The organism is Trichococcus flocculiformis, assembly GCF_900113645.1.
GTDB lineage: Bacteria > Bacillota > Bacilli > Lactobacillales > Aerococcaceae > Trichococcus > Trichococcus flocculiformis.
Genome location: NZ_FOQC01000030.1, coordinates 19,605 through 31,416, shown reverse-complemented (window position 1 = coordinate 31,416; position 11,812 = coordinate 19,605). Strand labels below are relative to the sequence as shown.

Genomic DNA, 11,812 nt, shown 5'->3' with positions numbered 1-11,812 from the left:
AAAAACATATACCCTCACGATCAAGTCGAACTTGCATCAAGAACAACTTGACTTTGAAAACAGTGATGCATTTCGTGAGAAATCAAGAATGCGATACCGAATTGAACAAAAGAATAGCGAGTTAAAGAACCGTTATGGTTTAAAAAAATCCATGAGTAACGGTTTATTTGGTATGACTATACAAAGTGCATCGACCGTATTTATCGCAAATATGAGAAAAATAATCAGAGAAATAGAGAAAAAAGGGGCCTAAAGGCTCCCTTTTTTGCGGAAAAATAGCAAGCGAGAAATGGTGAAATGATTTTTGTTGATGCTTTTTACATTCTCTAAGCGACTTTTTCAGCAGCCTCAAAGCGGTTTGGCGGGGAAAAACACAGCGAAACCCACCGGAATAATCTTCCAAAGCAGTTTTGGAGGGTTATTTCGATGGTCGAATCCGGTCCAAAAAGCCCACCAAATCACGTTTGGCGGGCTAAGTCGCAGCGTTATCCGCTCTGACGTCACTGCTTGAGTAAGCTATTCGTGTAATCCACATATTTCCTGTAGAGGCTATCCAAAGTCAAGTGGATGGGCAGGAAGGAAACAATTTCGATATCGCCCTGCATGACCGGAGTGCTTTGGAAATATAGATTATGCTTTCCTAGCGATGCCAGACTGTTATTGCTGAGGCTGGTGATCGAGACAATCGGAATGCCTTTCAGCTTCAAAATGCCCATTTCTTTTTCGACTTCGCGGATGTCGCCGCTTAATGAAACCACGATCAACAGATCTGAGGGCTTGATGTCGCTTTTTGATGCCATTTCCAGTTCCCTTTTGGCTTTAAGCAGAATGGGATACTTGCCGACAGCAATCATGGACCGCAGAAAGTCAGCCAGCACATTCCGCTGCCCCCAACCAGTCCCATAGCAAAAAACCCGCTCCGCTTCCTGCATTTGCTTTAGGATCGGAGTCAATTCAGTTTGTTCAAATATCTTTTTGGTCGTTTCAATGTCTTTGATCTGCATGCTGTACAAATCGTATTCCTGTCCGACGTTATTCTGCTTGGAAATATCTTTTCGGATGCTATATTTGAATTCACTGTACCCGCTGAATCCCAGCTTTTGCGTCAAGCGCAGAATGGATGATTTCGATGTCAGCGTCTCTTTCGCCAATTCAATGATGGTCATTTCTTGGCAGTTCGCCTTATTCTTGATGATGTATTCAATAATTGCTTTTTCATTTTCGTTCAGTTCGTTGAAGTGCTCATTGATGATGCCTTCTAATTCCACTCATATCCCTCCGTAAACAAAGAGTCGCATACCAAGAGCAAAATCTCATTGGTGTGCGACTCTATTGTATCATATGAAGTGTCTGTTTCAGGAAGGAACTCTTAGTTTAAAGTTGGCCAAAACTCTGTATTGACGGCAATGAAATCATCCAGAATGTTTTTGGCTACACGCGCATTCGGTACGATGCGGGAAACAGTCAGCGCCTGCCACAATTTTTGGTAGGAGCCTTCTTCCCAAGCTTCCACAACCAATTTTTCCACAGCGACTTGCTGTTCCATCAATCCTTTTTGGAAGCGCGGAATTTCGCCTTGAACGAGTGGTTCCGGACCATTCGAACCAACGATACAGGGAATTTCCACCATCGCTGTCGGATCAAAGTTTGAGATAGCGCCATTATTCGGCACAATCAGCAGCATGCGCTCTTTTGTATTGTAGGCAATTGCCCGAGCCAAGTCGACAATGTAAGAAGCATGATCGTCGGTTTCCAGCTCGGAATTGACTGCTGTCCCTAGTTGCGCAATGCGGTTGCACTCCCCAAAGACCATCTTCTCGCGGTGATCCATCACCTCGTTTGCACGTGTGTATTCAGGATTGGCTTTTTCTACTTCATCCTGCGGGAATAGGTAGTACTTCAAATAAGTATTTGGCAAGGTTTTTGGATCCAGTGGATAAACTTCTTTAGCTTTTCCGAATGTGTGCACCCAGCTTGCTTCAACTTCCTCGTTGCCCTTTCCTTCCAGCTCGGCAGGAGTGAGGTAGCCATGCTCTTTGACATGCTTTTGGATTGCAGGCATCAGGTCATTGCCGTCTTTATCACGGATATCTGTCCACCAGCCGAAGTGGTTCAATCCATAGTAGCGTATGGAAAGTTCTTTGCGCGATTTCATTCCAAGAATTTCCGCCATGCGATGTTCGATACCTACAGGCATGTCGCATATGTTGATGATTTTGCTGTTCGGACGCAGTTTGCGCGTCGCTTCCGCTACAATCGCAGCTGGATTGGAGTAGTTCAGCATCCATGCATCAGGAGAATATTGCTCCATGTAATCCACCAACTCCAGCACGCCCCCGATCGAACGCATACCGTACGCAATCCCGCCAGGACCACAAGTTTCCTGGCCGATGACACCGTATTTCAAAGGGATTTTCTCATCTTTTTCACGCATCGCATATTTTCCGACACGGATATGGGCCATCACGAAATCGATATCTGTAAAGGCAGTTTCGGGATCAGTAGTTGCAACAAAAGTGATTTCAGGCGCACGTTCTTTCAGGATAATTTCGCACGCATCCGCGATCTGCTTTTGTCTCTCCGGGTCATTGTCATAGAATTTGATTTGTCTGATCGGAAAAATCTCCAGATTTTCCAATAACATCATGATGATTCCTGGTGTAAACGTGCTGCCTCCGCCTGCGATAGCGATCGATTGTTTTTTTAATTCCATGTTTATTCTCCCTTTCTCTTGTTAACTTAGTTTTTTATGATGATGATTCTGTTGGATATGTTGTTAAATCGGCCTTTGTGCGACCAGCTGATCGAATGCTTCCCGGACTTGCGGAACATCTAGCCCCACTATCACTTGGAACGCCTTTCCATTTCTGACGAGACCATGTGCGCCACCTTGTTTGAATTCCGCATCAGGTGCCACCAATGCTTCATCCGCCACCGTGACACGCAGCCTTGTCGCGCAGTTGTTCACCTCGACAATGTTATCAACGCCGCCTAACGCTTCCAGATAATGCGCAGCACTTACGGCATAAGGATTATCGGCCAAAGCACCTACATTTTTCTTGGCTTGCTTATCACGATATTCTTGTTTACTGTACATCTTTACTTCTTCCGCATCTTCACGCCCAGGTGTTTTCAGGTCATACTTCAGAATGGCGAATCGGAACACAAAGAAGTAGATGACACTGAAAGCAAAACCGACTGCGAAGAGGGTCAGGACCGAGCCCATATGATTGATTGACATCGGAATGATGAACTGCGACAGGTTCGTGATCAACCCACCACCGATATCTCCGACAACTCCGAAAGCATAGACGGTCGCGGCTAAAGATGCCGCCAGCAAAGAATGAACCAGGAACAACTGCGGTGCGATAAAAAGGAAAGTGAATTCGAACGGTTCCGTAATCCCGGAAAGAATGGCGGTCAACGCTGTCGGAATCAACAATGCCAATGTCTTTTTACGCTTCTCAGGACTGGCTGTCGTATAGAAGGCAGCCGCAATCCCCAGCGGTGCGAACAGTTTGGAAACATTGTGCAGTGCAAACCCGCCTGCAGGGAACAACTCTTTCAAAGGCTGAGTCGACTGTGCGAATGTATTCAGGTTTTCCAACCAAGCAGCCGTCAGCCCACCTTCGACTACCGCTGGCCCAAAAATGAATGGTTGATAGATGAAGTGGTGCAACCCTGTAGGAATCAAAATTCTTTCGAGGAACACATACAACCAAACACCGAATGTCCCGGAACTGGCCATGAAGCTTTGCGCGGATCCGATACCGCTTTGGATGATCGGCCAAATCCAAGCCGTCAAAAATGCTATCGGCAGCATCAGGAAGAACCCGATGATCACAACCAGTGATGAACCTTGGAAAATACCGATCCAATCAGGCAGTTTCTTTTCGAAATAGCGATTGTGAATCCAGACAACGATTGCTGCAATCAAGATAGCGCCAATCAGATTGGTATCCAGCGTCTTAGTACCGGCGATCATTTTCAGCCCACTGTTGCCGCCGACTTCTTGGGTGAAGTCAACATTGAATGTCGGCCCCATCAGCTGAAGAATTTTGCTTAAGAAGTTGTTGAATGTCGTATAGACAACGAACGACTCCAAAGCTGCACGAGCATTTGCTTTTTGCGCCAATCCCATAGGCAAACCGATAACGAATAATAACTCAATCTGATTAAAAACTGTCCACCCACCGGATTCAACAACCGCCCAGAAGTTTTTCCATATTGTTCCTTCCGCTGCGATTCCACCAACCAACATTTCATTTTGGAACATGATCGAAAGCGACAATATAATCCCTGCAAAAGCGAATAATAAAACAGGTGTAAACATGGCGCCACCAAAGCGCTGCAATTTCTGCATCATCATTTTTCATCTCCTTTTGTTTTTTGAAATCCCTTTCATGTAACTACTATAGCACGGGCAAATTTGCGCAACAATGCCTTGGCGCCCTTTAGGGAAAGCGTTCTCACAATGGCCTTTTTACCATTTGACGGGAAATTTCTCAGGCCAACATGCTCACATGTTTATGAATACAGAGAAAAAGCTGTCTCGTTGACGAGGCAGCTTTGGTTGGGTGTTATTCTTTTTGGGGGGTGTCCGATAATTGCGAAGAATCGGACATTTAGGTAGCTTATTGTGACGCGGATGTCCGATAACTTCATAGAATCGGACATCCCGAAGCAGAAGAGCGATTCGCAGGCACTATTTTATTTATAAGCCGGCAGATAATCGCCATGGGCAGCGATCAATTCATCCACCATTGCTTTTATTTCGGCAATGGATAGTTCTGAATTTGCATGAGGATCCAACAATGCCGCTTGATATATTTTATCTTTTTCAAGTGTCATTGCCGCTTCAACCGTCAACTCCTGGACATTGATGTTTGTTCTATCCAATGCGGCCAGTTGCGTAGGAAGGTCACCCACATAGGTAGGTTGAACGCCATTCTTGTCCACCAAACACGGAACTTCCACACAGCAATTTTCTGGCAAGTTCGTGATCAGACCCTTATTCAAAACATTCCCGGCAATCACAGTCGGCGATCCGGTTGTAATCGCATCCATAATATAAGAGGCATATTCGCGGCTTCTTGTATGTTCCAGCGAACCGTCATTGACGATCTCGTCTTTTTGAGTTTCCCAGCGTTCGATTTGATCAACGCATCTTCTCAAGTATTCATCGATCGGGATCTGCAATTGATCGATCAATTCCGGATAATTCTTTTTGATGAAGTAAGGATGGTACTCCGCATTATGCTCACTGGATTCGGTGACATAGTAGCCGAAGTGTTTCATCAATTCAAAGCGCACAGAATCCTTATGCGGATTGGCTATTTCTGAAGCCAGTCTGCGGATTTCAGGGTAGAAATCTTTTCCGTTCCGGTTGATTTCCAGCAGCCAAGCCATGTGGTTGATGCCGGCGATTTTCCATTGGAATTCATCCAGATTGTATTGATCTTTAATGCCCAGATGTTCGAATAATTCCGGCACACAGACTTGGACACTGTGGCACAAGCCGACCGTTTTGATCTTCGTCGCTTTCAGCATGCCCATCGTCAAAATAGCCATCGGATTGGTGTAGTTCAATAACCAGGCATCTGGACAAACCTCTTCCATGTCTTTGGCGATGTCAAACATCACCGGAAGTGTGCGCAATCCTCTGAAGATCCCGCCGATACCGGTAGTGTCCCCGATTGTCTGCTGCAAGCCGTATTTTTTAGGAATCTCAAAATCAATCACAGTGCTCGGCTTGTAGCCGCCCACTTGGATCGCATTGATGACAAAATTCGCATCTTTCAAAGCTTCTTTTCTGTCGCTGAAAGATTGTATTTTTGCGCGGCTTTGATTCGAGTTTTTGTTGATGGTCTGAAGCATCAGTTCGGATTCTTTCAAGCGGTTTTCATCAATATCGTACAATGCAATTTCTGCATCCTGGAGACTAGACGTCAACATCGCATCCCCTAAAACGTTTTTTGCGAATATTGTGCTGCCTGCACCGATAAAACAAATTTTGACCATGTTCGTGCTCCTTTTCCTTTTGATGTCTTCAGTATAGGCTATTCTCACTGAATAAGAAGGGCATGGTTTTAGCTTCAGGGTACAATTTTTCAGGTCTTATTTTTCGAGCTTATACCGGGTCGGGGAACTTTGGAATCTGTTTTTGAAGGCCCGTGTAAAAGAGTGCCGGTTCTGGTATCCTACCGCGCTTGCTATTTGCTCCACCGACAATTCCGTTGTTTTCAACAACTGGCTAGCTTTGTTCATGCGGTATAGATTCAAATATTTGAGGGCGGTCAAGCCTAACTCCTCCTTGATTACCTGGCTGAAATAGGCTGGGTGGAGGTACATCGATTTCGCAATTTCTTCGATCGTCAGATCCTCGCGATAATAATTATTTCCCACATACAACAAAAAAGCTTCACTGTATTTTTTTGTTCGGCTGATGCGGACCCCCATTTCCATATTTTCATTATGGATTTTGAAGAATGAAAATATGTCATAGAAGAGCGCCTGATTCGCCAGTTTTTTGGCATCATCAAAAAAATCGGCTTCCATGAAATGCGCGAATTTCTCCTGCAGCTCTTTTTGTGCGCCAACTTGACCGATATAGTCTTTGGCTCCGATCCCGTTCGTATGCAGGATTTCTTTCACTTTGGTGCCCGAAAATCCGATCCAATAGTATTCCCATGGATCTTGCACATCCGCTTCGTAATCGACCAGTTCATTCGGACGGATCAGAAAAAAATCACCAGTACCCAAATGATGCGTTGTATCATTCACGGTATACCGCCCTTTTCCACTGATCACAAAATGCACGATGTAGTTGTCCCGTAACGAAGGCCCAAAACGATGCTTGCTCTGGCACTTCTCGTAGCCCACATTAAAAAAATAAAAATCCGAGAAATAGTATTCTTTAAAAAATAGATCCTTCAATAGTTTTTCGCTCATCGGGTATCCTCTGTTATCTGTTTATTTATCGGTATATTTGTATAGGTAGATTTTAGCACAACACCTGTTAACGGTGACAGAAAAGGATCAGATACACCGGTAAAACGGGCCGATATCCGCAACAACGGCTACCAGCTGATCACGAATACAGGATGGCAAGGAAAACAGAGAGTTCCCCACCGAAATAACCTTCCAAAGCGGCTTTGGAAGGTTATTTCTGATCGAATCCGGTCCGAAAAACCCTTCAAAGCGGGTTGGCGTGCTAAATCATTCCGGTCCCTACATTTCTTTGCCATTTTGTACCTTATTTCCCGCAGCACTTCTTGTATTTCTTGCCGCTCCCGCAAGGGCAAGGATCATTGCGGCCGATTTTCGGCTCGTTTACGATTGGTGTACGTTTTATTTGGGAAATGAAGTCCGGATTGTTTTTCATCAGCTGATCGAAAAACAGATCTGTGAAAAAGTCCTCTTCGTCATCATAATCGTCATACTCATCATTATACTCATTTTCGAAGCATCCCCAGTCCCTCAATTCGGCGATCGTATCCTCGATTTTATGTAAGTATTTATTGTCTGAGGCATCCGCTAATACTGCCGCTTTACCTTTTTTCATTGCCCGATCCACGGAACTTGTTCTGACTACTTCAGAATGCGCCGGATTGTTTTTGTAAGCTTCCTTGATTTCGTCATACAATTCTCCAGGGTAGATAGTAACGCAGGTATTTATCAACATCGAGAGCATGGTACTGTTGTCAAGGGTATGAAAGAGCTCTCTGTAGTAATCAATGACCGTTTCCCTTGGGATGTCCCCGCTCATCGCCAAAACAGCAAAGGCATTTACGGCTTGAACTCTGGTGTACTCGTCGACTACTTCATTATTGATCATTCTCTTTATGGATTCCAAATCATCTCCGCAAAGGGAAGCGATTATCCGTCCACCCGCTTCCGTCATCACGTCTCCGAGCAAGTCAAACGCCATGTCATTCGGCAGACTGAAGATATCAAATACGATCGGATAAGCTTCTTTAACTCTGAACTGCGCCAACAAATAAATAGCATAATTATGACCAAAATAGTCAGGGCGGCTGATGTATTTTTCCGGGTTATCCCTTACCTGCCTTAAGATATTCAACAACAAAGGAATCGCTTCTTCTTTTCTGGCAATTATTTCCTTCAATTCCTCTTCAGGAAAAACAGTTCCGCGAATGTATTCGATTCGTTTCACTATTTCATCCATCGTGTTTTTTGAGGTGTAATCAGTGTCCGGATGCTGCTTCCCTTTACCCTTGAGATAATCCAAGCGCCTGCTGAAATCCTCTTCATCGAACGCTTTTCCCGCTACCAAACTCGCAGTCGTCCTGTCTAAAAGAACTTCAGCAATCTGCTCTTTTGCTTCCTGCGGGCTGCATCCCGAAGCAACAAGACGTTCAAAAGTGTCTGTCGTGCATTTTGGATCATTGTCATTCAATTGATTATCCACTACTTCCAACATAGCCTCTTTCAATTCTTTGCTCACCATCACCAACACCTCACCAATGATATAGATTTTTGGAACTGCCCTTTTATGTACATCCAGTTTACCATACCCCTGCTTTCCGGAGCACGCTTGATCAGAAACCGTTACCAAAAAAACGCAGAGCAACGCAAGACAAAAAAGACGGGGCCGTCTCTTTTACAGACAACCCCGCCCCTTTGTGTTTTCTCATGTGCGGTTGCAGAATTCACACAATTTTAAACGACTACTTCTATTTTTAACTTTCCGCCTGCAGATTCCACAATATCATTCAATGTTTGTACACTAATATTTTGAGTACCTTTTTCAACTCGGGCAATGTAAGATTGTTTTTTCCCAGTTAGATTAGCTAATTCAGATTGGGTTAACTGTTTTTCTGCTCTAATTTTCAAAAGAATGTTTGCCGCTTGATAGCTGGCTTCGGTTTCTCTCCATGCTTCAGCAAATTCTGGCGTGTCCATTTGGGTATCAAAGTATTTTTGTAATTTATTTTCCATCTTTTTACTCATTCCTTTCCAGGTAGTCTTTACGATACTCTTTAGATTTAGTGATTTCTCTTGACGGGGTTTTTTGTGTTTTTTTCGTGAAACCATGGGTGATAATATACTTATTATTGTGAAAATGAAAATATAAGCATCTAAATATATTGCTTGAGAATTTCACTCGAAGTTCGTAAATGCCATCGCCTAAGTGATCGATATACCCTGGTGGAGACTGCGCTCCAAAATCTTCCACAATAGTTATTGCGCGTAATACTTTAGCTCTGGATTTTACATCCAAACTATCTAAATACACCAAAAAGGGAGCTTCACCGTTTTCTTTTTCATAGACATCAAAATTGTATTTTTTCATACCCTCATTATAACTTATAAGTGATTAAAAGTAAATATTCCCTCAACTTCAGCACCTTGAAAATGAACTCAAACCCGAGGCAACCCCTGTCCTATTTTCATTTATCCAGATTCATCGGGCAGAAACCCTCGACCTTACAGAAAAGCCCAAAAGGCGCTCCGGCAAGAGCGCCTTTTGGGCTTTTTCGCTTTACATTCTTATCCTTTGACTGATCCGGAAGTCACGCCTTCCACGTAGAAGCGTTGCATGAAGATGAACAGAATCGTGATCGGGATGGCGATCAGTACACAGCCTGCGGTGAAGGCCATGAACAGCGAGTTCGCGGTTGTGCGGGTCATCATCGTGAACAACCCGATCGCGATCGTGTAGTTCGGGATGTTGTCGCCCATGATGATTTTTGCGAAGATGAAGTCCATCCATGGTCCCATGAAAGCCAGCAAGGACGTGTACACGATGATCGGTTTGGACAACGGCAGTGTGATTTTTGTGAAGATCTCCCACTTGTTGGCACCGTCGATCATGGCCGATTCATCCAATGCCATCGGGATCGTATCGAAGAATCCTTTGGCGATGTAGAAGCCTAGCGCCGAGCCGGCGGAATAGACCAGAATCAAAGCAAGCAGGCTTTCCGTCAGGTTCAGAGCTTTCAGGATGTAGTACACGGCGATCATGCTCATGAATCCGGGGAACATGTTCAGGACCAACGCGACTTTCAGGAACGGTTTCCGCATCTTGAAGCGCAGGCGCGACAATGCGTACGCCATTGCGATCGTGATGAAAGTCGACAGGATACAACTGATTACGGAAACAAACAACGTATTCAGGAACCAGCGCACAAACGGATAATTTCCGGTTGTGTTCTGCAAAAGAATCCTGTAGTTATCCAACGTGAATGATTTTGGAATAATGTACGGAACGAACGCGCCGCCTTCTGCTCGGAAGCTGGTCAAAACGATCCATACGATAGGGAATAGCCAAATGACCGACAGAACAGCCAGGATGGCATAGACTGTAGCCAGCGAAGACCGCCGTTGCGCTTTGTATCCTGTTGTTTTCTTTGCTTTTGCCATTTTTTTAGCCCTCCTTGAATGAATTCGTTCTTGTGTAAGCCAGCAGACTGAACACTGCGGACAGGATGAAGATCAGGATACCGATGACGGATGCCAAATTGTAGTCCATCGTATTGACCGTCAAGTTGTACAGCCACGTAACCAACAAGTCCGTCGAACCCGCGCCGTAAAAGTCGGAGTTCGAAGGTCCGCCTCCGGTCAACAGGAAAATGACGTTGAAGTTGTTGATGTTGCCGATGAACTGTTGGATCAACGCAGGCATCATCACGAACAGAATTTGCGGGAAAGTGATGTTCCTGAAAATCTGCAGTTTGTTAGCGCCATCGATCCGGGCCGCTTCGATCTGATCCGTCGGCAGGTTTTGGATGATCCCCGTCGAAACCAGCATCGTTGCCGGAATCCCGATCCACATGTTGACGACAATGACGGTAATTTTTGCCCAAATCGGATCTGTCAAAAATGGAATGGCTGAATCGATCAGGCCCAAGTTCAACAATGTCGCGTTGATGGGACCCGCGCCATTCAAGAGATTACGCATCACCAACAGTGAAATAAACTGCGGAACGGCCATCGTGGTGACGAAAATTGTGCGCCAAACGCCTTTGAATTTCAGGCCTTTAGTATTGATCAAAAGTGCCAGCAGGATGCCGAAGAAAAAGCAAGTGACTGTTGCCAACGTCGCCCAAATCAGCGTCCAGCCCAAGACCGGGAAGAAGGTGTCTGCCATATTTCCGGAAATGACGTTACCGAAGTTTACAAAGCCGACCCAGGTAAAAAGGTTTTTCGGCGGCAGATGCGTGTGGTCATAGTTCGTGAAGGCGATCGAAATCATGTAGAGCAGCGGCAGGACCGTGAACAAAAGTACGCCCAACAACGGAATCGTCATCAAGGTGGCATGGAATCGTTCATTCAACAAACTCGCCAAATCATCCATCGTGCTCGGGATTTTTTTTCCTGCTTTCTTCAGTTCATGGATATTCCTTGCGCTTTTCAGATTGATGACGTACAAACCAACAAGGAGCAAACAAATCACAATGGCAGCAATGCCGAATAATAGCAGTAACATCGAGTTGTCGCCCTCTTGCAGCACTTCAATTCCTAGGCGTTCGTCAAAAACGAGCCCTTGCGATTGGGTACCCAACGTCGCTAACATGGACAGCGCCCGCAGTCCGTTGCGGATCAGCCAATAAAAGAAGGCGATCTGCGAAAACAGGAAAATCAAACCTTTTAAGTATTGTTTATTGGCAAGATTGGCAGCTCCCATGACAACAAAGGAAAGTTTTGTTGCGACATCCCCTTCTTTGAACAACTCCCGAAAGGTCATCTGCTGGCCGTAACTTTTTTTCTTGAACATGGCTTCCCCACTCACTTTCATCATTTAAATAAGAGGGACGAAAGATGCGTGCTCTTTCGCCCTCCCTTTTTA

The 11,812-nt window shown here is 45.0% G+C and carries 10 protein-coding genes and 1 pseudogene; 1 reads left to right on the top strand and 10 read right to left on the bottom strand.

Annotated elements, in window-relative coordinates; all coding sequences use genetic code 11:
* A pseudogene (locus BMZ71_RS15110) lies at nucleotides 1-253 on the top strand (IS5/IS1182 family transposase); the annotation flags it as partial.
* 247 nt (nucleotides 254-500) lie between these two features.
* Here BMZ71_RS15110 and BMZ71_RS10110 read toward each other — a convergent pair.
* The 10 genes from BMZ71_RS10110 to BMZ71_RS10065 form a co-directional block, all read right to left on the bottom strand.
* Nucleotides 501-1,268, bottom strand: a complete 768-nt coding sequence (locus tag BMZ71_RS10110) for a MurR/RpiR family transcriptional regulator (RefSeq protein WP_086989996.1) — start codon at nucleotides 1,266-1,268, stop codon at nucleotides 501-503.
* 101 nt (nucleotides 1,269-1,369) lie between these two features.
* Nucleotides 1,370-2,713 carry a 6-phospho-alpha-glucosidase gene (locus BMZ71_RS10105; RefSeq protein ID WP_086989993.1) on the bottom strand — a complete coding sequence of 448 codons (1,344 nt, stop codon included), beginning with the start codon at nucleotides 2,711-2,713 and terminating at the stop codon, nucleotides 1,370-1,372.
* A gap of 63 nt (nucleotides 2,714-2,776) precedes the next feature.
* Nucleotides 2,777-4,366: an alpha-glucoside-specific PTS transporter subunit IIBC gene (locus tag BMZ71_RS10100; protein WP_086990008.1), complete on the bottom strand. Its 1,590-nt coding sequence runs from the start codon at nucleotides 4,364-4,366 to the stop codon at nucleotides 2,777-2,779.
* Nucleotides 4,367-4,710: 344 nt separating this feature from the next.
* Nucleotides 4,711-6,021 carry an alpha-glucosidase/alpha-galactosidase gene (melA, locus tag BMZ71_RS10095; protein WP_086989991.1) on the bottom strand — a complete coding sequence of 437 codons (1,311 nt, stop codon included), beginning with the start codon at nucleotides 6,019-6,021 and terminating at the stop codon, nucleotides 4,711-4,713.
* A gap of 96 nt (nucleotides 6,022-6,117) precedes the next feature.
* The gene (locus BMZ71_RS10090; protein ID WP_068561212.1) at nucleotides 6,118-6,951 is read right to left on the bottom strand and encodes an AraC family transcriptional regulator; all 834 of its coding nucleotides are present in this window, start codon (nucleotides 6,949-6,951) and stop codon (nucleotides 6,118-6,120) included.
* A gap of 304 nt (nucleotides 6,952-7,255) precedes the next feature.
* Nucleotides 7,256-8,470 (bottom strand): DUF1186 domain-containing protein, encoded by a 1,215-nt coding sequence (locus BMZ71_RS15450; RefSeq protein WP_281242336.1) that lies wholly within the window; start codon nucleotides 8,468-8,470, stop codon nucleotides 7,256-7,258.
* Nucleotides 8,471-8,682: 212 nt separating this feature from the next.
* Entirely contained in the window at nucleotides 8,683-8,961 is a 279-nt protein-coding gene (locus BMZ71_RS10080) for a helix-turn-helix domain-containing protein (protein WP_245734417.1), read from the bottom strand.
* Nucleotides 8,962-8,965: 4 nt separating this feature from the next.
* Entirely contained in the window at nucleotides 8,966-9,316 is a 351-nt protein-coding gene (locus tag BMZ71_RS10075; RefSeq protein WP_068561215.1) for a type II toxin-antitoxin system RelE/ParE family toxin, read from the bottom strand.
* A 197-nt stretch (nucleotides 9,317-9,513) separates the two neighbouring features.
* A complete protein-coding gene (locus BMZ71_RS10070; RefSeq protein ID WP_086989989.1) occupies nucleotides 9,514-10,386 on the bottom strand; it encodes a sugar ABC transporter permease in 873 nt (290 codons plus the stop codon).
* Between the two features lie 4 nt (nucleotides 10,387-10,390).
* Nucleotides 10,391-11,740: a carbohydrate ABC transporter permease gene (locus tag BMZ71_RS10065; RefSeq protein WP_086989999.1), complete on the bottom strand. Its 1,350-nt coding sequence runs from the start codon at nucleotides 11,738-11,740 to the stop codon at nucleotides 10,391-10,393.
* Nucleotides 11,741-11,812: the final 72 nt, after the last annotated feature.

Coding starts and splice junctions, on each gene's coding strand:
- BMZ71_RS10105 (WP_086989993.1), bottom strand. CDS start 2,713: ATGGAATTAAAAAAACAATCGATCGCTATCGCAGGCGGAGGCAGCACG.
- BMZ71_RS10100 (WP_086990008.1), bottom strand. CDS start 4,366: ATGATGCAGAAATTGCAGCGCTTTGGTGGCGCCATGTTTACACCTGTT.
- melA (WP_086989991.1), bottom strand. CDS start 6,021: ATGGTCAAAATTTGTTTTATCGGTGCAGGCAGCACAATATTCGCAAAA.
- BMZ71_RS10090 (WP_068561212.1), bottom strand. CDS start 6,951: ATGAGCGAAAAACTATTGAAGGATCTATTTTTTAAAGAATACTATTTC.
- BMZ71_RS15450 (WP_281242336.1), bottom strand. CDS start 8,470: ATGGTGAGCAAAGAATTGAAAGAGGCTATGTTGGAAGTAGTGGATAAT.
- BMZ71_RS10080 (WP_245734417.1), bottom strand. CDS start 8,961: ATGGAAAATAAATTACAAAAATACTTTGATACCCAAATGGACACGCCA.
- BMZ71_RS10075 (WP_068561215.1), bottom strand. CDS start 9,316: ATGAAAAAATACAATTTTGATGTCTATGAAAAAGAAAACGGTGAAGCT.
- BMZ71_RS10070 (WP_086989989.1), bottom strand. CDS start 10,386: ATGGCAAAAGCAAAGAAAACAACAGGATACAAAGCGCAACGGCGGTCT.
- BMZ71_RS10065 (WP_086989999.1), bottom strand. CDS start 11,740: ATGTTCAAGAAAAAAAGTTACGGCCAGCAGATGACCTTTCGGGAGTTG.